Annotated in this window: 22 protein-coding genes, 1 tRNA gene and 2 pseudogenes; 9 read left to right on the top strand and 16 right to left on the bottom strand. The window is 70.1% G+C overall.

Translation table 11 applies throughout. The features are described from left to right. Nucleotides 1–394: 394 nt before the first annotated feature. The 10 genes from pheT to mshC all read right to left on the bottom strand — a co-directional run bounded on the left by pheT (nucleotide 395) and on the right by mshC (nucleotide 10,150). Complete coding sequence (gene pheT, locus ACFQQJ_RS06945) at nucleotides 395–2,911, bottom strand: phenylalanine--tRNA ligase subunit beta (protein ID WP_377105255.1); 2,517 nt, start codon at nucleotides 2,909–2,911, stop codon at nucleotides 395–397. After that, complete coding sequence (gene pheS, locus ACFQQJ_RS06940) at nucleotides 2,908–3,999, bottom strand: phenylalanine--tRNA ligase subunit alpha (RefSeq protein ID WP_377105254.1); 1,092 nt, start codon at nucleotides 3,997–3,999, stop codon at nucleotides 2,908–2,910. The genes pheT and pheS overlap by 4 nt, the downstream gene beginning before the upstream one ends. A gap of 20 nt (nucleotides 4,000–4,019) precedes the next feature. Further along, on the bottom strand, nucleotides 4,020–4,883 hold the full coding sequence (locus ACFQQJ_RS06935; RefSeq protein ID WP_377105253.1) for a TrmH family RNA methyltransferase: 864 nt from the start codon (nucleotides 4,881–4,883) through the stop codon (nucleotides 4,020–4,022). A gap of 74 nt (nucleotides 4,884–4,957) precedes the next feature. Then, nucleotides 4,958–5,326, bottom strand: coding sequence for a 50S ribosomal protein L20 (rplT, locus tag ACFQQJ_RS06930; protein WP_377105252.1), 369 nt, complete (start codon nucleotides 5,324–5,326; stop codon nucleotides 4,958–4,960). Between the two features lie 37 nt (nucleotides 5,327–5,363). Further along, entirely contained in the window at nucleotides 5,364–5,570 is a 207-nt protein-coding gene (rpmI, locus tag ACFQQJ_RS06925) for a 50S ribosomal protein L35 (RefSeq protein ID WP_377105251.1), read from the bottom strand. A 24-nt stretch (nucleotides 5,571–5,594) separates the two neighbouring features. Further along, complete coding sequence (gene infC / locus ACFQQJ_RS06920) at nucleotides 5,595–6,347, bottom strand: translation initiation factor IF-3 (RefSeq protein WP_377105250.1); 753 nt, start codon at nucleotides 6,345–6,347, stop codon at nucleotides 5,595–5,597. A gap of 136 nt (nucleotides 6,348–6,483) precedes the next feature. Continuing rightward, entirely contained in the window at nucleotides 6,484–6,999 is a 516-nt protein-coding gene (locus ACFQQJ_RS06915) for an SseB family protein (RefSeq protein WP_377105249.1), read from the bottom strand. A gap of 2 nt (nucleotides 7,000–7,001) precedes the next feature. After that, nucleotides 7,002–7,862 carry an ATP phosphoribosyltransferase gene (hisG, locus tag ACFQQJ_RS06910; RefSeq protein WP_377105248.1) on the bottom strand — a complete coding sequence of 287 codons (861 nt, stop codon included), beginning with the start codon at nucleotides 7,860–7,862 and terminating at the stop codon, nucleotides 7,002–7,004. Nucleotides 7,863–7,873: 11 nt separating this feature from the next. Beyond that, nucleotides 7,874–8,140 carry a phosphoribosyl-ATP diphosphatase gene (locus ACFQQJ_RS06905; RefSeq protein ID WP_377105247.1) on the bottom strand — a complete coding sequence of 89 codons (267 nt, stop codon included), beginning with the start codon at nucleotides 8,138–8,140 and terminating at the stop codon, nucleotides 7,874–7,876. 780 nt (nucleotides 8,141–8,920) lie between these two features. Next, entirely contained in the window at nucleotides 8,921–10,150 is a 1,230-nt protein-coding gene (mshC, locus tag ACFQQJ_RS06900; RefSeq protein WP_377105246.1) for a cysteine--1-D-myo-inosityl 2-amino-2-deoxy-alpha-D-glucopyranoside ligase, read from the bottom strand. Nucleotides 10,151–10,207: 57 nt separating this feature from the next. On the opposite strand from mshC, the gene ACFQQJ_RS06895 reads away from it, so the two are divergent. Genes ACFQQJ_RS06895 through ACFQQJ_RS06885 form a run of 3 tightly spaced genes read left to right on the top strand, consistent with a single transcriptional unit; the run spans nucleotide 10,208 to nucleotide 12,623 of the window. Continuing rightward, complete coding sequence (locus ACFQQJ_RS06895; RefSeq protein WP_377105245.1) at nucleotides 10,208–11,029, top strand: undecaprenyl-diphosphate phosphatase; 822 nt, start codon at nucleotides 10,208–10,210, stop codon at nucleotides 11,027–11,029. A gap of 11 nt (nucleotides 11,030–11,040) precedes the next feature. Beyond that, the gene (locus ACFQQJ_RS06890; protein WP_377105244.1) at nucleotides 11,041–12,030 is read left to right on the top strand and encodes an aldo/keto reductase; all 990 of its coding nucleotides are present in this window, start codon (nucleotides 11,041–11,043) and stop codon (nucleotides 12,028–12,030) included. Between the two features lie 20 nt (nucleotides 12,031–12,050). Continuing rightward, on the top strand, nucleotides 12,051–12,623 hold the full coding sequence (locus ACFQQJ_RS06885; protein WP_377105243.1) for a YdeI family protein: 573 nt from the start codon (nucleotides 12,051–12,053) through the stop codon (nucleotides 12,621–12,623). 12 nt (nucleotides 12,624–12,635) lie between these two features. Here ACFQQJ_RS06885 and ACFQQJ_RS06880 read toward each other — a convergent pair whose 3' ends face one another. Beyond that, nucleotides 12,636–13,949: a M20/M25/M40 family metallo-hydrolase gene (locus ACFQQJ_RS06880; RefSeq protein ID WP_377105242.1), complete on the bottom strand. Its 1,314-nt coding sequence runs from the start codon at nucleotides 13,947–13,949 to the stop codon at nucleotides 12,636–12,638. A gap of 109 nt (nucleotides 13,950–14,058) precedes the next feature. On the opposite strand from ACFQQJ_RS06880, the gene ACFQQJ_RS06875 reads away from it, so the two are divergent. Next, nucleotides 14,059–14,144: transfer RNA gene (locus ACFQQJ_RS06875), tRNA-Leu, on the top strand. Between the two features lie 96 nt (nucleotides 14,145–14,240). Here ACFQQJ_RS06875 and ACFQQJ_RS06870 read toward each other — a convergent pair. Together ACFQQJ_RS06870 and ACFQQJ_RS06865 are read right to left on the bottom strand one after the other, a co-directional pair. Beyond that, nucleotides 14,241–15,515: a tyrosine-type recombinase/integrase gene (locus tag ACFQQJ_RS06870; protein ID WP_377105241.1), complete on the bottom strand. Its 1,275-nt coding sequence runs from the start codon at nucleotides 15,513–15,515 to the stop codon at nucleotides 14,241–14,243. Beyond that, the gene (locus ACFQQJ_RS06865) at nucleotides 15,512–16,039 is read right to left on the bottom strand and encodes a hypothetical protein (RefSeq protein WP_377105240.1); all 528 of its coding nucleotides are present in this window, start codon (nucleotides 16,037–16,039) and stop codon (nucleotides 15,512–15,514) included. The genes ACFQQJ_RS06870 and ACFQQJ_RS06865 overlap by 4 nt, the downstream gene beginning before the upstream one ends. A 477-nt stretch (nucleotides 16,040–16,516) precedes the next feature. Here ACFQQJ_RS06865 and ACFQQJ_RS06860 point away from each other — a divergent pair, with 477 nt between their 5' ends. The 3 genes and pseudogenes from ACFQQJ_RS06860 to ACFQQJ_RS06850 all read left to right on the top strand — a co-directional run. Beyond that, nucleotides 16,517–16,765, top strand: coding sequence for a helix-turn-helix domain-containing protein (locus ACFQQJ_RS06860; RefSeq protein WP_377105239.1), 249 nt, complete (start codon nucleotides 16,517–16,519; stop codon nucleotides 16,763–16,765). Nucleotides 16,766–17,045: 280 nt separating this feature from the next. Continuing rightward, on the top strand, nucleotides 17,046–17,411 hold the full coding sequence (locus ACFQQJ_RS06855) for an ArsR/SmtB family transcription factor (protein ID WP_377105238.1): 366 nt from the start codon (nucleotides 17,046–17,048) through the stop codon (nucleotides 17,409–17,411). A gap of 13 nt (nucleotides 17,412–17,424) precedes the next feature. Continuing rightward, nucleotides 17,425–18,192: pseudogene (locus ACFQQJ_RS06850) on the top strand (three-helix bundle dimerization domain-containing protein); the annotation flags it as partial. A gap of 82 nt (nucleotides 18,193–18,274) precedes the next feature. Here ACFQQJ_RS06850 and ACFQQJ_RS06845 read toward each other — a convergent pair. Both ACFQQJ_RS06845 and ACFQQJ_RS06840 read right to left on the bottom strand, forming a co-directional pair. Beyond that, nucleotides 18,275–19,078: a winged-helix domain-containing protein gene (locus tag ACFQQJ_RS06845; protein WP_377105237.1), complete on the bottom strand. Its 804-nt coding sequence runs from the start codon at nucleotides 19,076–19,078 to the stop codon at nucleotides 18,275–18,277. An 18-nt stretch (nucleotides 19,079–19,096) separates the two neighbouring features. Next, the gene (locus tag ACFQQJ_RS06840; protein WP_377105236.1) at nucleotides 19,097–19,333 is read right to left on the bottom strand and encodes a hypothetical protein; all 237 of its coding nucleotides are present in this window, start codon (nucleotides 19,331–19,333) and stop codon (nucleotides 19,097–19,099) included. On the opposite strand from ACFQQJ_RS06840, the gene ACFQQJ_RS06835 reads away from it, so the two are divergent. After that, nucleotides 19,326–19,682, top strand: coding sequence for a hypothetical protein (locus ACFQQJ_RS06835; RefSeq protein ID WP_377105235.1), 357 nt, complete (start codon nucleotides 19,326–19,328; stop codon nucleotides 19,680–19,682). The two genes, ACFQQJ_RS06840 and ACFQQJ_RS06835, sit on opposite strands and share 8 nt — an antisense overlap. On the opposite strand, the gene ACFQQJ_RS06830 is transcribed toward ACFQQJ_RS06835, so the two are convergent. Further along, nucleotides 19,649–19,900, bottom strand: a complete 252-nt coding sequence (locus ACFQQJ_RS06830) for a hypothetical protein (protein WP_377105234.1) — start codon at nucleotides 19,898–19,900, stop codon at nucleotides 19,649–19,651. The genes ACFQQJ_RS06835 and ACFQQJ_RS06830 overlap by 34 nt on opposite strands. Here ACFQQJ_RS06830 and ACFQQJ_RS06825 point away from each other — a divergent pair. Further along, nucleotides 19,805–20,092: pseudogene (locus ACFQQJ_RS06825) on the top strand (PLP-dependent transferase); the annotation flags it as partial. The gene ACFQQJ_RS06830 and the pseudogene ACFQQJ_RS06825 overlap by 96 nt on opposite strands. Nucleotides 20,093–20,152: the final 60 nt, after the last annotated feature.

Here is a 20,152-nt window from a genome sequence, read left to right as displayed (position 1 = left end):
GGCCCTTGTATTGATCGTGGTTAAACCCTGAGCGCGACCGGTCCCTGAGGCCCAAAACCCCTTGTCACTCGCTAGAGGGTCACCCGTGAGGGGTCGGTGTCACCCCCCCGGATGACATTCTGTGAAATGCTATTGTCACCCGCGCGGGGACGTTGTGAATATGTGGGCTGTCACCCATTGGGGGACGTTCTCGAAAATGGGTTGTCACCTGTGGGGGGACGCCACCGAATTATCGGTGGTCACTCGCGTGGGTGACGATCGCCGAATTCTGTGGCGCAGCTGTGCCCGGTGGTGGCCCGCCCCCAGGGCGCCACGACGGGGCCGTCGGGACCCCCGGACACGCAGACGGCGCAAGCCCTCCCGCAGGAGGCGCTCGCGCCGTCGGTACCGGTGGCTAGAAGTCCCGCAGCACGGCCCCGCACCGTTCGGCAGCCAGGCTCACGGCCGCGTCGCGCGCTGCCGCCGTCTCCGCGTCGGTCAGGGTGCGGTCCGGGGCCCGGAAGCGGAGGGCGAAGGCCAGCGAGCGGTGACCGGGCGGCACCTGGCCGCCGGTGAACACGTCGAACAGGCTGATCGACTCCAGCAGGTCTCCTGCCCCCTCCACCAGCGCCTGCCGGACGTCACCGGCGCAGACACCGTCGGCGACGACGAGGGCGACGTCCTCCTTGGCCACCGGGTGCCCGGAGACCGGGAGGATGGAGCCCGTGCCGGGCGCGAGCCGGACGAGTGCGTCGAGGTCGAGCTCGACCGCCGCGGTCCGCGCCGGAAGACCGAAGGCACGCACCACCGCGGGGTGGAGTTCGCCGGCGTGCCCGACGACCTCGCCTCCCAGGACGAGCGCGGCACAGCGGCCGGGGTGCCAGGGCGCCTGGTCTGCGGGCCGGCGCTCCAGCGTCGCTCCGAGGGCAGCGGCGGCCTGGTCGGCGAAGGCGAACGACTGGGCCCAGCCCGCCTCGACCGCCTCGCCCTGCCACCCGGCGCGTCGCCACTGGCCGCAGAGCACGGCCGCGAGGTGGCGCGGCTGCACTGGCAGGGCCGCCTCGATCGCCGCGAGCTCGTCGGCGGAGGGGCGCCCGGCGACCGACGGGATGGGGGTGGCCGCACCGGAGCCGGCGAAGAACACCCGTCCCGCCTCGTAGAGGGCGAGGTCGTCGTTGCCGCGCGAGGTGTTGCGTCCCACGGCAGCGAACAGCCCGGGCAGGATCGAGGTGCGCAGGAAGGGCGCGGTCTCGGCGAGCGGGTTGGCCAGGCGCACGAGCGCCCGGCGCCGGTCGTCGTCCGGCACGCCCATCCTGTCGAGGTCCTCGACCGAGGCGAACGGGAACGTCAGCACCTCGACGAAGCCGCCGGCGGCCACGCGGGAGCCGATCGCCCGGCGAGCGCGCTGGTCCGCGGTGAGGCCACGCCCCACCGGTGCCGGCGGCACGATCGAGGGCAGCTTGTCGAAGCCGATCTTGCGACCGACCTCCTCCACGTAGTCGTAGGGGTCGCGCAGGTCGGGACGCCATGTCGGCGGCACCATGCTCAGCCGGTCGCCGTCGATCTCGACGTCACAGCCGCTGGCCCGCAGGATCTCCACCACCCGCTCGCGGGAGACCGGAAGGCCCAGGATCCTCGAGGGCAGGTCCGCGTCGATGGCCTGGGACGGCATCGCGGGCACCGCGCCGGCGACGGTCTCCGCCGCCGACAGCGTGCCGCCGGCCAGCTCGACCAGCAGCCGGGCCGCCAGATGCGCGGCGCTGTACGCCGCGGCCGGGTCGACGCCGCGGTGGAACCGCTTGGACGCCTCCGAGGGCAGGTTGTGACGGCGCAGGGTGCGCGAGATCGTCGTCGGGTCGAAGGAGGCCGCCTCGATCACCACCTCCGTGGTGGTCCCGCGCAGCTCCGTCGACTGCCCACCCATCACACCGGCGAGCCCGATCGGACCGGTGTCGTCGGTGATCAGCAGGTCGTCGGGGTCGAGCGCCCGGGTGACGTCGTCCAGGGTGACCAGGCTCTCCCCCGCCCGCGCCTTGCGCACGACGATCTCGCCCTTCAGCAGCGACGCGTCGTAGGCGTGGAGGGGCTGACCGGTCTCGAGCATCACGTAGTTGGTGATGTCGACGGCCAGCGAGATCGAGCGCATGCCCGCCATCACCAGGCGGCGGGCCATCCAGCGCGGGGTGGGGCGCGACGGGTCGATCCCGGACACGCCGAGGGCCACGAAGAGCGGGCACGCGTCGTCGTCCAGCCGGACGGGGTAGCCGTCCACCCGGGTGGTGGGCGTCGTCCGGGCGACCACGTCGGTGAACCGGACGCCCAGATTCTGGCCCGCCTCGCGCGCCAGGCCCCGGATGCTGAGGCAGTAGCCGATGTCGGGGCTCACGTCGATCTCGAGCACGTCGTCGCGCAGGTGCAGGACGTCCGCCGGGTCGTCTCCCGGTTCGAGGGCGCGGCCGTGGTCGTCGACCGGCGGCAGCACGATGATGCCGGTGTGGTCGTGGCCGATGCCGAGTTCGTCCTCGGCGCAGATCATGCCGTCGGAGGTGTGGCCGTAGGTCTTGCGGGCGGCGATCGCGAACCCGCCGGCCAGCCCCGCACCGGGGAGCGAGACGACCACCAGGTCGCCGACGGCGAAGTTGTGCGCACCGCAGACCACGCTGCGGCAGCCCTGCGGGTGGTCGGGGTGCGGCTCGTTGTGCCCGGGGCCCACGTCGACCTGCACCCAGCGGATCGTCTTGCCGTTCTTCTGCGGCTCGTCGACGTAGGCGAGGACGCGGCCGACCACGACCGGCCCGGTGACGTCGGAGCCGAGCTCCTCGACGCGCTCCACCTCGAGGCCCGCGCGGATCAGCACCTCGCCGAGCGCGCGTCCGGTCAGGCCCTCCGGCAGGTCGACGTGCTCTGCCAGCCAGCTCAGCGGCGCCCTCATCGTGCCATCCCCTTCAGTGAGCGGCTGAACCGTACGTCTCCCTCGACCATGTCGCGCATGTCGGCGGCGTTGTTGCGGAACATCAGCGTCCGCTCGATGCCCATGCCGAACGCGAAGCCGGAGTAGGTGTCGGTGTCGATGCCGCACGCGGCGAGCACCCGCGGGTTCACCACGCCGCAGCCGCCCCACTCGATCCAGCCCTGCGACTTGCAGGTTCGGCACGGGGCGTCCGGGTTGCCGACCGACTCGCCCCGGCACACGAAGCACTTCAGGTCGACCTCGGCCGACGGCTCCGTGAACGGGAAGTAGTGCGGGCGCATCCTCGTCTCGATGCCGTCACCGAACATCGAGCGGGCGAGGTGGTCGAGCGTGCCCTTCAGGTGGGCAAGCGAGATGCCCTTGTCGACCACCAGGCCCTCGATCTGGTGGAACACCGGCACGTGGGTGGCGTCGAACTCGTCGGCCCGGTACACCTTCCCCGGGCAGACGACGTAGATCGGCAGGGGACGGTCGAGCATCGAGCGGATCTGCACCGGTGACGTGTGCGTGCGCAGCACGATGTGGTTCTCCAGCGGCGCGACGAACAGGGTGTCGGTGGTGCCGCGCGCCGGGTGGTCGGGACCGATGTTGAGCGCGTCGAAGTTCAGCCACTCCCCCTCGGCCTCCGGGCCCTCGGCGATCTCCCAGCCCATCGCGACGAACACGTCGCCCATCAGGTCCATCAGCGCGGTGATCGGGTGCGGGGCACCCTCGGGGGCGAGCTCGACCGGCAGCGTGACGTCGATCCGCTCGGCCGCCAGGCGCTGCGTGAGCTCTGCGGCGCCGATCCCCGCCTCCCTCTCGGCGAGGGCGGCGTTCACCGCGGCGCGGGCCGCGCCGAGGCGCTGGCCGGCGTCCTTGCGCTCGGGGCCGGGCAGCGTCCCGATGGCGCGGTTGGCCAGGGCGAGCGGCGAACGCTCGCCGACGTGGGCGAGCCTCGCCTCCTTCAGCTCCGCGCTCGTGGACGCGGCGGCGAAGGCCCCCAGGGCGTCGGCGACCACGGCGTCGATCGCGGTCTGGGAGAGGTCGGCCGGTTGGTCTCCAGGCACGGTGATCGGTTTCCTTCGGGTCAGTTGGACGCGCGCTGCGCGCTGGCACTGGCGTACAGGCACACTGCCGCCGCCGTGGCCAGATTAAGGCTCTCCGCCTGTCCGTAGATGGGCACGGCCACGGTGTGGTCGGCCAGGGCCAGGTGTTCGACGGGCAGGCCCCAGGACTCGTTGCCCATCACCCAGGCGGTCGGCTTGTCCAGGTCGGCGTCCAGGTCGGTCAGGTCCGTGCCCGCGGCACCGTCGGTGGCGAAGATCTGCATCCCCGCCGCGCGGCAGGCCTCGATCGCCTCACCCAGGTCGGCACCCACCACGATCGGCAGGTGGAAGATGCTCCCCACGCTCGCCCGGACGACCTTGGGGTTGTACACCTCGACCGAGTCGGAGCTGAGGATGACGGCGTCCGCCCCGAACGCGTCGGCACAGCGGATCACCGTCCCGGCATTGCCCGGGTCGCGCACCTGGGCGCAGATCACGACCAGCGACACGTCCTTGCGGCGGTGCTTCTTCTTGGGCTTGTCTTCCTTCCTGGGCTTCTTGCCCAGGACGGTCTTCAGCGGCACGTCGATCGCCCGCGCGACCGCGACGACGCCCTGCGGGGTCACGGTGTCGGTCAGCGTGGCGAGGTTCTGCTCGCTCACGCCGTAGTAGGCGACGCCGGCGTCCCTGGCCATCTCGAACAGGTCGATGTTGTCCATCGCCGATGCCCAGCGGAAGAACACGGCGTCCACCACCCCGGGGAGCCGCAGGGCCTCGCGGACGGCCTGCCGGCCCTCCACCAGGAACAGGCCGGTCTCCTTGCGCTCCTGCCGGCGCTGCAGTGCCCGGGCCGCCCTCAGGACGGCCTGTGAGGGCTCGGGGAGTTCAATCGGTGCGACGCTCATCGTCTTCCACCTCGGCGAGTGGGGAGTGGATCGGCCGGGCCCGAAAGTGGGCCCGGCCGTCCGAAAGGGTGGGCTCAGGCGGCCTGGACCGGCTGGTTGGCCTTGGCGATCTCGACGAGCGCGGCGAACGCCCCGCTGTCGTTCACGGCCAGCTCGGCGAGGATCTTGCGGTCCACCTCGACGCCGGCGGTCTTCAGGCCGCTGATGAAGCGGTTGTAGGTCATGCCCTCTGCGCGGCAGGCCGCGTTGATCCGCTGGATCCACAGCGACCGGAAGTCGCCCTTGCGGGCGCGACGGTCACGGTAGGCGTAGGTGTAGGAATGCAGCAGCTGTTCCTTGGCCTTGCGGTACAGCCGGGAACGCTGGCCCCGGTAGCCGGAGGCGGCGTCCAGGACCTCACGACGCTTCTTCTGCGCGTTGACGGAACGCTTCACGCGTGCCATAAGGGTTACTCCTCAGTCTTCGTATCGGGGTTGGACGTCACTTGGCCTTGTAGCTGCCGAGGAGACGACGCGCCTTCTTGGCGTCGCCCTTGGCCACCACCTTGTCGCCGTCGAGACGACGGGTCTGGCTGGTCGGCTTGTGCTCGTTGAGGTGCATCTTGCCGGCCTGGCGGTGCATGACCTTGCCCGAGCCGGTGAGCCGGAAGCGCTTCTTGGCACCCGAGTGGGTCTTCATCTTCGGCATAGCGTGTGTCCTTACTCTTTCTTCCTACAGGTCGATGTCCGGGTCCATGTTGTCCGCCGGACCCCGCTTCTTCTTCGGCTGGGCCGCCGCAGCTGCGGCCGCCCTCAGTTCCGCCTCCTGCTGGCGCTCGGCCTCGGCGGCGGCGGCCCGGGTGGCCGCCTTGGCGGCCTTCGCCGCCTCGACCTCGACCTTGGCCTCGGTCTTCTTCCGCGTCGGCGAGAGCACCATCAGCATGTTGCGGCCGTCCTGCTTCGGGGCCGACTCGATGAAGCCGTCCTCGGCGACGTCGTCGGCGAGCTTCTTCAGCAGGTTGAAGCCCAGTTCGGGCCGGCTCTGCTCGCGTCCGCGGAACATGATGGTGATCTTGACCTTGTCCCCGGCCTTCAGGAACCGCACGACGTGACCCTTCTTGGTCTCGTAGTCGTGGGAGTCGATCTTGGGGCGGAGCTTCATCTCCTTGATCACCGTGTTGGTCTGGTTGCGCCGCGACTCGCGGGCCTTCTGGGCCGCCTCGTACTTGAACTTGCCGTAGTCCATCAACTTCGCGACCGGCGGGCGGGCCATCGGGGCCACCTCGACCAGGTCGAGATCTGCCTCCCGCGCCAGGCGCAGGGCGTCCTCGATCCGCACGATGCCCACCTGTTCGCCGGCAGGGCCGACCAGGCGCACCTCGTTGACGTGGATGCGATCGTTGATCCGCGGTTCAGTGCTGATGTGTCCTCCAAGGCTGGTGTTCGTCTGCCGACCGGCTGCACACGAAAAGGGGCCCCCGCGCATGCGGAGACCCTGAAGGACGGACGGTGCCGTGGCACCGCCTCGCGCGTACCGACCTGTCACCGGGGGCGATCAGGTGGGAGTTCAGGACTCCACTTGTGCGGACTGCCACCTCACGGCGCAGTCGATCCCGGCCAGTCTAGCCGTTGGAGGCCTCGGGCGACGAATCGGCGGCGTACAGCCACCCCCAGCCACCGTCGTCGAGGCGGACAATGCGCCGCCCGCGTGCCAGTTCTGCCAGCAGTTCGCCCTCGATCACCAGCGGGTGTGGCCCGGCGACGTCGACCAGCACGGCGACCGAGCCCTGCTCGACCGCGGACGCGGCGAGCTCGTCCAGGCGGCACGGCACCGGCCGGGCGTCGGCCTTCCAGGCGGTCAGGGCGTCCAGCCCGGTGAACGCCGGCAGCGCCGTCCGTCCATCGGCCGCGACGAGCTGGGCGGCCTGGAGCTGGGCGTGCCGGGTCGGGTCGGGCCCGTCCCCGCCGTCGTCGCCGACGGCGACCACCGGGAGCAGGAAGCGGGCCGTGCACAGAGCAGCCACGGCGGTGAGGTACCCCTCGTGGTCGCCGGCGCCGGCCAGCAGCGCGCGGAGCTGCGGATCCGGGTCGCCCCGGTCACCGGAGTACGCCGCGCTGGGACGGCCGAGCGTGGACACGGCTACAGGCGGCAGGCGTGGATGCTGGTGACCAGGATGGCGTCCGCGCCGGTGTCCCACAGGGAGTCCATGATCTGCTGGGCCTCCTTCGCCGGGATCATCGCGCGCACGGCGACCCAGCCGTCCTTGGCCAGCGGGGAGACCGTCGGCGCGTCCAGCCCGGGGGTGACGCGGCACGCGGCGTCCAGCAGCTCGCGGGGCACGTTGTAGTCGACCATCAGGTAGTCGCGCGCCGTGATCACGCCGTTCAGGCGGCGCTGGAGCAGGTCCAGCCCGGCCGGAGGGACGCCGCCGCTGCGGTGGATCAGGATCGCCTCGGACTCCAGGATCGCGTCGCCGAAGAGCTCCAGCCCGGCTCGCTTCAGCGTCGTCCCCGTCTCGACGACATCGGCCACGACGTCGGCGACACCCAGCCGCACCGAGCTCTCCACTGCCCCGTCGAGGTGGATCAGCCGCGCCGACACGCCGTGGCTCTCCAGGTAGGTGCGGACCAGCCCCGGGTAGGAGGTGGCGATGCGCAGCCCGGCGAGGTCGGCGACCTGCATCCCCGAGCCTCCGGGGGCGGCGAACCGGAACCGGGTGCCGCCGAAGCCCAGCGCCATCACCTCCTCGGCCTCCGCCCCGGAGTCGAGCAGCATGTCGCGTCCGGTGATGCCGAGGTCGAGGGTGCCCTCCCCCACGTACACGGCGATGTCACGGGGGCGGAGGTAGTAGAACTCGACCCCGTTGGCGTCGTCGACGAGCACCAGTTCCTTGGCGTCGTGGCGCTGCCGGTAGCCCGCCTCGCGGAGCATGCCGGTGGCAGCCTCGGCGAGGGAGCCCTTGTTGGGCACCGCGATCTTGAGCAGGTCGGATCCGTTCACCGCTGTTCCGTTCACAGGTATTCGTAGACGTCTTCGAGGTCGAGGCCGAGCGCGATCATCAGCACCTGGAGGTGGTACAGCAGCTGGCTGATCTCCTCCGCGGCCTCGGCCTTGCCCTGGTACTCGGCCGCCATCCAGACCTCCGCGGCCTCCTCGACGACCTTCTTGCCGATCGCATGGACGCCCGCGTCGAGGGCGCGGACCGTCCCGGAGCCCTCCGGGCGCGTCGCCGCCCGGTGCCGCAACTCGGCGAACAGGTCATCGAAGGTTTTGCTCACGACCGGTCAGCCTACCGGTGCCCGCGTGGGAGAGGCAGCCGCGGTCCAGCACGGCGGGCGGCTCGGATCCAGCGCGGTGGGCCGCCCAGGCCAGCGCGGCGGGCCGCCCGGGTCCCGCGCGCGGGCCGCCCGGGTCCAGCGCGGCAGGCCGCCGGGGTCCAGCGCGGCAGGCCGCCGGACCGCCCCACCCCGCCCACCGGCGCCTCACGCTCCCCAGCGCCTCGCGCTCCCCAGCGACTCGCGCTCCCCAGCGCCGAGGGCCAGCCTTACGGTCGAGGGCCAGTACACAGGGGCTGGCCCTCGGCATCAACGCTGGCCCTCAGCGCGGAAGTCTGGCCCTCAACGCGGAGGGCTGGCCCTCAACACGGAGGGTGCGGCCCGCAGCACCAAGGGTGCTCGCCGCACACCGACGGCTGGCCCCTCCAAACGGGCGATCGGGCGTCCCGACACCTGCGACGCCGAACGGAGGCGGCCCCTGAATGGAGACCGCCGCTCGCGCGGCCGGCTCCCGCGCTCCAGGACGTGTACAGATCGCCCGGACCGCCCCGTCCCACCGAGGACCAGCCTTACGGCCGAGAGCCAGCGCGCAGGGGCTGGTCCTCGGCAGGAACGCTGGCCCTCGACACGGGGAACTGGCCCTCGACACGGAAGGCTGGCCCTCGACACGGAAGGCTGGCCCTGGACGGCTGGCCCACGACGTCAGGCGCCGGGCCAGCACGAGAACGGCCCTCCACGAGGACGGAGACCGGAAACGACGGTGCAGAGCGCTGCGGCCCCGCGTCAGAGGCGGATGCCGAGGAGCGCGTCGGCGACCTCGGCCACCAGCGCCGGCGCGGACGGGTCGTCGCCGCCGGCTGCGGCCCAGGCGTCGATGGCGGCCAGGGCCGCGGGGGCGTTGAGGTCATTGCGGAGCGCGGCACGGACGGCGTCCAGCGTTGCGGTCGCGTCGGCTCCGGCGGACGCGGACGTTGCGCCGCGCCAGCGGCGCAGGCGCTCCTGTGCCACGGCGAGCACCTCCGGCGTGTACTCCCAGTCGGCGCGGTAGTGGTGGGCGAGCAGCACGAGCCGAACGGCCATCGGGTCCACCCCGTCGTCCAGCAGGCGACGGACGAACACCAGGTTGCCCAGCGACTTGCTCATCTTCTCGCCATCCAGGCCCACCATCCCGGTGTGCAGGAAGACCTTCGCCATCGGCCGCCCGGTGGCAACCCGGGCCTCCGCGGCGCACATCGGGTGGTGCGGGAAGGCGAGGTCGCGGCCGCCGGCCTGCACGTCGAACTCGGGGCCCAGCGCGTCGAGCGCGATCGCGGTGCACTCGACGTGCCACCCCGGTCGTCCACGCCCGAGCCAGGAGTCCCACGCGGGCTCGCCGGGACGCGCCTGCCGCCACACGAGGCAGTCGAGCCGGTGCCGCTTGCCGGGACGCTCCGGGTCGCCGCCGCGCTCGGCGAACACCTGCTCGGCCTCCACCACCGAGATCCCGGTGCCGGCCATCAAGTTGCTCGCCCGCGTCACGGAGAAGTACCAGTCCGGGTACACCGGATCGGGCACCTGGTAGACAGCCTGTTCGTCCCGGAGCACGGCGATCAGGTCGGTGACCGTCTCAAGGCTCTCCACCACCCCGGTGAGTTGGTCCGGCGGCAGCACCCGCAGGGCCGCCATGTCCGTGCGGTACAGCTCGATCTGCTCGTCGGCCAAGCCGACCCAGTCGACGCCGGTCGCCGCTGCACGCTCCAGGAGCGGGTCGTCCACGTCGGTGACGTTCTGCGCGAAGCGCACCCGCAGCCCCGCGTCCCGCCAGGCGCGGTTGAGCAGGTCGACCGCGACGTAGGTCGCGGCGTGGCCGAGGTGTGTCGCGTCGTAGGGCGTGATCCCGCAGGCGTACAGCCGTGCCTCTCCGGTCAGCGGGCCGGCCGGTTGCAGCATCCCGGTCACGCTGTCGTGGAGCAGGACGCGACCGCTTCCGGAGCCCGGCAGCACCGGCGGTTCGGGGGTCACCCACGCACGCATGGGCCGCAGCCTACCGGGCACCGGTTAGGGTGTGCTGCGAGCCGGAAGGGGAACCGAATGGGTTGGTTGGAAGCGATCGTGCTGGGCATCGTCCAGGGTTTGACCGAGTTTCTCCCGATCTCCTCCAGTGCGCACCAGTCGATCGTCGGACAGCTGTTCTTCGGCGGACACGACCCCGGTGCGGCGTTCACTGCGGTGAGCCAGCTGGGTACGGAGACCGCCGTCATCGTCTACTTCGCCAAGGACATCGGACGCATCATCGCCCGCTGGTCGGGGTCGCTGGTGGGACGCGTCCCGCGCGAAGACCCCGACGCCCGGATCGGCTGGCTGGTGATCATCGGTTCGATCCCGATCGGCATCCTGGGCCTGCTGTTCGAGGACGCGATCGGCACCAGCCTGCGCAACCTGTGGATCACCGTCGCCATGCTCGCCGGCGTGGGCATCGTGCTCTGGATCGCCGACCGCGTCGCCCGGAACCGGTACGAGCTCACCCAGCTCACCTGGCTGGACGGCATCGCGCTCGGCTTCGCCCAGGCGCTGGCCCTGATCCCCGGCGTCTCCCGCTCGGGCGCCACCATCGCCGGCGGGCTGTTCCTCGGCTACAAGCGCGAGGCCGCCACCCGGTACGCGTTCCTGCTCGCCGTCCCCGCGGTCTTCATCTCCGGGCTGTTCAAGCTCAAGGACATCCCCGACGACCCGAACCTCTCGTGGGGGCCCACGATCGTGGCCACCGTGATCGCCTTCGGGATCGGCCTGGCCGTCATCCACTGGCTGCTGAAGTACGTCAGCAAGCACAGCTTCTCGATCTTCGTCTGGTACCGGCTGGGGCTGGCGGCGCTCGTCGCCGGGCTGCTGCTGGGCGGGGTCCTGCAACCGTAGGGGACGCGCGGATGCAGCGACGGTCGGTCGGCCACAGCGGCCTGCAGGTGTCCAGGCTCGGCCTGGGCACCCTCACCTGGGGTCGCGAGACCCGGCTGGAGGACGCCCGTCCCCTGCTGCGGTCCTTCGTCGCCGCGGGTGGGAGCCTGGTGGACACCGCCGCCGCGTACGCCGCGGGGGACGCCGAGCGCATGATCGGACGGATGCTGCGCGCCGGCGACGTGCAGCGCGACGACCTCGTGCTGGCCAGCAAGGCAGGCTTCGGCATCCGGGACGGCCAGCGGGTCGTGGACACCTCGCGCACCGCGCTGCTCTCCGACCTGCGTGGCTCGCTGCGCCGCCTCGGCACCGAGCACCTCGACCTGTGGCAGCTCCACGCCTGGGGCCAGGCGCCCCTGGAGGAGTCGCTGGCCGCCATCGACACCGCTGTCGCCGCGGGGGACGTCCGCTACGCCGGCGTGTGCAACTTCGTGGGCTGGCAGACCGCGCAGGCGGCCACCTGGCAGGCGGCGTTCCCGGGGCGCACGCCGCTGAGTTCTGTCCAGGTCGAGTACTCCCTGCTCGCCCGCAGGGCCGAGGTGGAGGTGATCCCGGCCGCCCGGGCGTTCGGGATGGGCCTGTTCCCCTGGTCGCCGATCGGGCGCGGCGTCCTCACCGGCAAGTACCGCACCGGACGGCCGCGCGGCTCGCGAGGGGCGTCCCAGCACTTCTCGTGGTTCGTCGAGCCGTACCTGGAGACGCGCTCGCGGGCGGTCGTGGACGCGGTGACGACCGCTGCCGCCGGCCTCGACCTGACCCCCGGACAGGTGGCGCTGCTGTGGGTGCGGGACGCCCCCGGGGTCACCGCCCCCCTGCTCGGCGCGCGGACGGTCGCCCAGCTCGAGCCCTACCTGGCCTGCGAGGACGCCGACCTGCCCGCGGAGATCGTCGCCGCGCTCGACGACGTCTCCGGCGGGCCCAACGCCATGCGCGAGGGCTACGAGCCCACGCTCACCCCCTAACGGCCGCGAGGAGACACCCGATGGCCATGGCTGACGCGGAGCGGTTCCAGCCCGCCTCCCTGGGCGAGTGGCACGACTGGCTGGCCGCGCACCACGACCGCGGGGCGGGCGTGTGGGTGGTGATCTGGCGGGCGTCGTCCGGCGAGACGCAGCTGACCTACGAGGAGCTCATCCGCGAGGCCCTGTGCTGGGGCTGGGTGGACGGCCAGTCGAGCCCCCTCGACGAGCGCCGGTCCATGCTGTGGTTCACCCGGCGCAAGCCGAACAGCCCCTGGGCCGCGACGAACAAGGCGCGGGTCGCCGAGCTGGCGCGCGAGGGCCGGCTCCAGCCGTCGGGGCTGGCCGAGATCGAGCGGGCGAAGGCCAACGGGATGTGGACGGTCTACGACTCGGTGGACGCGCTGGAGGAGCCCGTGGAACTCACCGAGGCCCTGGACGCCGTGCCCGCCGCCCGCGCTGCCTGGGACGCGTTCCCGAGGAGCGCGCGGAAGATGGGGCTCGCCTCGATCGCCCTGGCGCGGCGGCCGGAGACGAAGGCGGCGCGGATCGCGTCGATCGTGGACCGTGCCGCGCGCGGGGAACGTCCCGCCTGAGCCCGACCCGCCTCAGGCTCGGTCGAGGAAGTCGTCGAGCACCCGGCAGCCGAACTGCAACGACTCGACGGGCACGCGCTCGTCGATGCCGTGGAAGAGCGCGACGAAGTCGAGTTCCGGGGGGAGCCGGAGTGGCGCGAAGCCGAAACAGCGCACGCCCAGGCGCGACCACGCCTTGGCGTCGGTGCCGCCGCTCATGATGAACGGCACGGGGACGGCGTCGGGGTCCTGGGTGCGCAGGCTCGCCGACATCGCGTCCACCAGGTCGCCGTCGAAGGTGGTCTCCACGGCGACCTCGGAGATCGACACCTCGTAGCGCACCCTGTCCCCGATGAGGCGGGAGATCGTGTCGTAGAACTCCTGTTCGTAGCCGGGCAGGAAGCGGCCGTCGATCCCGGCGGTGGCCCGTCCCGGGATCACGTTGTGCTTGTAGCCGGCCTCGAGCATCGTCGGGTTGGCCGTGTTCGACATGGTGGCGCCGACCATGCGGGCGATCGACCCCAGGCGGGCGAGGGTGGTCTCCGCGTCCCCCGCGTTCACCTCGACGCCCAGGGCGTCCTCGACGGCGTCCAGGAACTGGCGCTGGGCCGGGTGCAGGCGCACCGGCCAGGTGTACGACCCGACAGCGCTCACGGCCTGCGCGAGCGAGGTGATCGCGTTGTCGTCGTTGCGCATCGACCCGTGGCCGGCCGTCCCGTCGGCGATCAGGTCGAGCCAGGCCAGGCCCTTCTCCGCGGTCTGGATGAGGTAGAGCCGCTTGTCCTTCACGCTGAGGGAGAACCCGCCGACCTCGCCGATGGCCTCGCTGCAGTCCGCGACGAGCTCCGGGTGGGTGTTGGCCAGCCAGGTGGCACCGAGCGGGCCGCCGGCCTCCTCGTCCGCGGTGAACACCAGCCGGACGGGGCGTCGCGGAGCGCGGCCGGCACGCATCCGCTCCCGGACGACGGCGAGGATGATCGCGTCGAAGTCCTTCATGTCCACCGCGCCGCGGCCCCAGACGTGGCCGTCGACGATCTCGCCGGCGAACGGGTCGACCTGCCAGTCGGACGCCACGGCCGGCACGACGTCGGTGTGGCCGTGGATCAGCAGCGGCGGCAGGGACGTGTCGCACCCCTCGGGCGCCCACTCCGCGACCAGCGACGTCCGACGCGGGGCCGACTCCAGCAGGGTGCTGGAGATGCCCACCTCGTCGAGCCGGGCTGCGACGTACTCCGCCGCCTCCCGCTCGCCCTTGGACCCCGCGGGGCCGAAGTTCGAGGTGTCGAAGCGGATGAGGTCGCTGCACAGGCTCGCGACCTCCTCGGTCGCGGCGGGGACGGAGTTCATGGGCCCATCCTGCCACTGCCCGGACACGACCCGGCGCCACCGTTTCGCCAACGAAGCCCCCTTGTGGGTATGCTTCTCTGGCTGTCCGGGAGACCGGGCAACACCACCTGTCCGGGTGGCGGAATAGGTAGACGCGCTAGCTTGAGGTGCTAGTGCCCTTTATCGGGCGTGGAGGTTCAAGTCCTCTCTCGGACACTCACTCGGCTCAGCGTTTCCCCTAGTGGGAGACGGTGAGCCGGTTGTAGTTTCGGGCAGAATCGCCCTCGTGATACTCCCGTGATACTTCGCGGGTCAGGCGCGCTTGATCACCGAGGCAACGAGGCTCGCCGCATCCGACTGCATGCCGGGCAGGACGTGGGCGTAGATGTCCATCGTGATGCCAACGGTCGCGTGCCCCAGCCGCTCCTGGACGACCTTCACCGGAACGCCGTTGGCCAGAGCCAGCGTCGCCCAGGTGTGACGAAGGTCGTGAAGTCTGATGCGCGGCACGACCTCCGAGCCGTCCTGATGCGTACCGAGCCTCTTCGAGCAGCTCGCCAGCGAGTCGGTGAACCGCCGCGTGAACCGGTCTGGGTGGAGCCGTACGCCCCCGGTGTTGGCGAACACGTAGGCGTCCGCCCGGACGAGTTGCAGCGCCAGCGACCCACGTGCTGTCCGGTGGGCCTTGAGGATCTCCACCGTGCCGGGGTCGAGATCCACGCGTCGCGGCTTCTTGCCCTTCGTCCGCCCTTCGATGAGTCGAAGTCCCTCCCCCTTCACTCGAACCGGCGTTAGCGAGCGACTGATGGTGATCACGCCCTTGTCGAGATCGAGATCCCTCCACCTGAGCGCGAGCAGCTCGCCGCGCCGCATGCCTGTGAGAGCAAGCGTGTGCCAGGCCGGAGCAATGTCGGTTCGGTGTTCGAACGCCCAGGACAGGAAGGCGGACAGTTGAGCGGCCGTCCAGGTGCACATCTCCTCGATGACTTCGACATCGCCCGCCAGATCATCGATTGCTGTCTCCTCGAAGTACGGCAGAACAGCGCTGTCCGCAGGGTTCCAGACAATCCGCTTGTTCTTGACGGCGGATCTGAGTGCAGCCTTGATGAGGACTGCTACGTACTGGACCTGGCGGAAGGAGAGCGGTCCGCCGTGGTTGTAGTCACGGCGGCCATGCTCTCGAAGGTCGGCGTACAGCTTCGTCAATCGCTGATCGGTGAGCTTGTCGAGCGTCACGCTTCCGATGTAAGGCACGACGTGAAGGCGCACGTTCTTGCGGTAGGAGGCCATCGTCGACGGGGCCAGCGGTTTGCCGTCCCTCGCCCGGAGTCCGTCCAGCCACTCCTCCATCCAGGCCTGCAGAGTGATCTTGGCCGGCTCGGAGTACTCCCCGCGGCGCATGTCGGTGAGGATGTCTCCGAGCGCGCTCGCGGCATCGTCCTCGCTGGAGTACCCGCGCCTGAGCTTCGTGTCTCCATCCGGGTTGCGCCACTTGATCAGGTAGCGGTCGCCCTGAGTCGTCGTGTACTTGCTGATGGTGCCCTGCCCTGCGGGGCGGCGCTTGCTCCTCTTCCGGTTCACGGTCATCGGTCATCCTTCCGTACGGCTGGCGGAATGATCTTGAGTGCCCGAGCCTTTCGCACCGCCGCCCGCGCCTGATCGTTGGTGACGTCGAAGTTGGGGCCACTGCCGGGGTAGCCCGCCGCCTGGAGCGCTCGTTGCACAGACTGGAGACCCTTCCGGCCACCTGAGAGATAGGCCGGTACCACGATCTCGCGGAGCAAGTCAACGGTCAGGATGGACTTGGGGCCTGGCCGGGCCCGTTCGTACTCCTGCGTGGCAACGTCTCGATAGAGCCCGAAGACGTCGGCGAGCTTGGGATCGTCCTCGGCAAGGTCGTACGGGAGCTTGGAGGTCAGAGCGACCGATATCGATCGCACGGATTCGATGGCCTCCTCGACGAGTTCACCGATACGTAGCCGACGCCACACCGCTGCGTTTACATGCAGCGGAAGACGGGCTTCGAACTCCGCCCCTTGGCCGAGAGGGACGGTCTCTACCGCGACGTGACCGCATACCAGACCTCCACTCTCGACCTGAAAGATGAACAAGGTGACCTTGAGATGAGCCTGTCGCCCAGGGATCTCATCGCCAAGGCGGGCAACTGATGACCCGATCCGCCCAGGTCGGGCGGCGCCAGTCACCTTCCGAGCTTGGCCGGGCGCGACTCTCACTGGGCCGTGGCCGGGCGCTTCGATTCGTACCAGCTTGCCATGTTCTCCGGTTCGGAAGTAAGCAGCCAAGCTCCCAACGAACCTCGGTGGCCCCATGCCAGGGCTGGCCGCGGGCGTCGTCGCGCTCCGAGTACCGCCGGGCAGTCCCTTCCCGATCCCACTCATGAGAGGCAATTTAGCATGCCTCTGTCGTGAACGTGTCAAGTCACGAACGGGCTACAGCACTTTCATAAGGGGTGCCGCATTCAAGCCAACAGTCTCGGCACGCTATTTCGGCATGTCCCTGGCTGCTTCGTGCTTTAATGTTGCGATGGAGCATTCTCCAGCCTCGCCCACGGACAGGAGGGCAACCTGATGACCGACGGACTGTTCTATCGGCGAGCTGAACTCGCCAGGCTCCTGGGGTGCGACCCCCGCACGGTCGACCGCGGCATAGAGGCCGGCACCATCCCCGCAGTGAGGATCGGCAAGTTCATCCGAATCCCAATCGCTGCCGCACACCGCGCCCTCGGGCTCGACATCTCCACCGAGCCCGCCGAAGCCGACGGCCCCGTCACCCAGCACCTTCACGCAGTCGGTCGGGGACGCGGCACCGCAGCCTGAATCCACTCCGACCACTCCACTGCCACGTAGCTCAAGGCGGTCCGAACTACCGCCTTGAGCGTTCAACCCGAGCAACGTGCACTCCGTTTCACGGCGCAATGCACGCTCTGCTGAGCGTGAGACGCGACCTCCTTGGTCCCAGCAGCAGCTACACCCGCGCGCGAACTGATTCTCTTCACTTCACCACAGGCGGATCCAGTCTCGCGAGCCTGGCAAGAGCCCCCACGAAGGTGGGGCATGCCGTCAGGATGGACAAAGTGATTCACATGCGTCTTGGCGTATGCTTTCCACCGTGAATCCTTCCGCGACGCCCCGATCGGGGCAGCACGAACGCTCCGTCCGATGGCGTCGTTCGGTGCTTCGTGCGGCGCTCAGCAGGGAGCAGGCGGAGGACACTGCAGCGCTCCTCAGGGTGGTGTCTGACGGCGCGCGCATTCGGCTGCTGAGCTTGATCCACAACAGCGTTGACGGGTCGGCGAGGGTTACGGATCTCACGGAGGCAATGGGAGTGAGCCAGCCGACAGTGTCGCGTCACCTGAAGTTGATGACCGAGGCCGGCATCCTGCATCGCAGACCGGAGGGGCGCGAAGTCTGGTACTCCATCGACTCGGGCAGCCTGAGCTCCATTGCCGATCTGCTTCGCTGAGGACGCGAGAGCGATGGGCAGCCAGCGCGCAACGCCCGACGGGCGCGGCGAACAGATCGTGACTATGGCGAATGCCGATCAGCTCAGCCTTCTCCACTTGATCGTGACCGCACCTTTCGGGCAGCCGTCTGCGACCGAGTTGGCGGGTCCTCGGGGCGACGCCCGGCTCACTCTCACCCACCTCGGTGAGATGGAGCATGTGGGGATCGTGAGCCGGTTGGCGGGCGAGCCGCTGGAGGCGCCTTTCAGGCCGACGGCGGACGGGCTGGCTCGTTTCGGCGGCGCGGCGATAGGGCTGCCCGAACTCGCGCCGGACCATGTTCTGACCCCGCCCGAGCATGTCCGGGTGCTCGAGAGCATCAGCGACGACTTGGCCGAGCGTTTCGGCGCGTCCTTCGAGCGGGCGACGGTGTCTAGATTCGTGCAGGACAGCTACAGGCTGCTCGCGTCGCGGGCATCGGTCACCAACTACCTGCCCGTGCTCGCGGCGCGATTCGCCGCCGAGCGGCTGGGGGCCTTGAGCCAGCCGCAGACGGGTGTTGTCGCAGACAGCGTGCTCTTCGTGTGTGTCCGGAACCAGGGACGGTCTCAGATCGCTGCCGCGCTGGCCCGCGCACGGATCGGCGATGGTCTGGTGGTTCGGACCGCTGGCTCGGTCCCGGCCTCGGGGCTGGATGCGACGGTTGTGGCGGAACTCGACCGCCGCGGAGTTGGTGGCCTGATGGACTTCCCCAGGCCTCTCACCGAAGAGGTGGTGAAAGCCTCGGGCATCATCGTGGCGATGGGCTGCGGTGATGCGTGTCCGGTGATCCCCGGTCGCCATGTCTGGACTGGAAGATTCAGGACCCGGTCGGACGCACCCCTCAGGAGGTGGCGAGGATTGTCGACGAAGTGGATGAGCGCGTCACGTCCTTGCTCGGTGCGCCGCGCGCACAACCTGCCGAATCCAGCCGGTAGCCGAGTGAACGAACCGTACGGAGCGCTGCGGGGAGCCCTGCGGCGGTCAGCTTTCGGCGTAGCCGCCTCGTCACTGAGGTGATCGCCGTGCTTGGCGGCACCCGGTTTGGCCACAGTGCAGATGCAAAGGCTGAACGGGCAACGGTGGTGTCGGTGATGATCAGCAGGAGGTGGAGTGCGTTGAACTCTGTTGGGCTGAGGTCCACGTGCTGGTCGGCCACCGATACGTCGTGGGCCGCGAGATTCAGGACGAGGTCGCCTGCGCACAGCGACGGCGCGGGTCGTGCGCGCGTCGGGAGCGTGTCGATGGCGGCGATCAGGTCCTCACTGGAGTAGGGCAAGGTGAGTATCGGCCTGGCCCCGGCCAGGATGGCTGGCCCGACGAGATCTGCATCCCAGCGGTCGCAGGCCAGCGCGACCGGCACCCCCAGTTGATGGCGGATGGCCTCGGTGACCACTTGGAGGTCGCGCGGGTCGAGGTGGCAGCTGAGGATGAACAGCGACGCGGCGCCGTGCGCTGCGGCGGCCACTGCGCGGACCGGTTCGGCGAAGACCTGAATGGCGATCCCGGACTCGCCAAGCTCGTCGCGCAACGTCTTGGCGGCAGAATCATCATCGAGGAGGACGATCTTCAGCCGGTCCGGGTCGGGGAGGTGCCGGATGTGGTCGGAGAGATCCTTGTTGCGTGCCTGTTCGGCGGTGAGCGTCATCGATCAGCCTGTCGGGGTCTAGCCGAAGCGTCCGGTGATGTAAGCCTCGGTGCGAGGATCCGACGGCGACTCGAAGATGGTGATCGTCAGGTCGAACTCGACCAGCTCACCGGTCCGGTCGCCGGTGGTCTCGTCCACCGTCGCGGTGAAGAAGGCGGTTCGGTCCGCCACACGCGCGGTCTGCTGCATGTTTTGGGTGACGATCACGATCGTGTACAGATCGCGCAGTTCCGACATCAGGTCTTCGATGCGCAAGGTGCAGCTGGGCGTGGTCCCGGTCCAGCCCGGGAATGGCTTCGTACAGGTTGACGGGGGTGCCGCCGAGCAGAGCAGCCGCGATGCGCAGGATGCGGGTCTCACCGCCCGACAGCGCGGCGAAGTTGTCCGCGCTGCGCTGGTCGACATCGACCCGCCACCAGCCCGGATCCTCACCGGGCTGGACCCAGCGCATCCCGCTGCTGGCGAACCGGCCACCGCAGCTGCGGATCAGCAACTCGACGCCGGCCTCGAGCGGATAGATCCCGCGGACCCACGCCCGCAGGCCGTCCGCAACCACATCCGGGTCGGTGTTCATCGACATGCCCGCTTCCTGACGGCCGGCTGAAGCTCGGCCTCGCGGCCGGTGTGGCGCTGGTCGAGAGTGCCGGCCCGAGGGAGGTCGGGAACGCTGCGCGAGCGGGAGCGGATCATCGCGGCCAGTACCGGGCCGAAGCCTTCGGTGATGACCTGGCGGTCACCGAGGTCCCGCAGCGCGGCCAGCCACCGGCGCCGGCATACCGCAGTGGTGCCACTGAGCACCGCCACGATCACCAGCGGAACCACGGCGGAATCCTCTCCTTCGGGCTCAAGGCCGGACGGGAGGCCGGGTCCCGTTTGGTGGAGGAGCTCCAGCTGTTTTCGCATCTGGCCAACAGCGGCGACGCCAAGTCCCTCGTCATCCACCCCGCCTCGGCGACCCACTCCCAGCTCACGGACGACGAGCTGCAAGCGGCGGGCGTCGCACCCGAGCTCGTGCGCCTGTCGATCGGCATCGAGCACGTGGACGACATCATCGCCGACATCGACCAGGCCCTC

It is taken from the genome of Propionicimonas sp. T2.31MG-18, assembly GCF_964266745.1.
Taxonomy (GTDB): domain Bacteria; phylum Actinomycetota; class Actinomycetes; order Propionibacteriales; family Propionibacteriaceae; genus Propionicimonas.
Note: the sequence above shows the minus strand (reverse complement) of the source record. Positions and strands in the feature narration are given on the sequence as shown.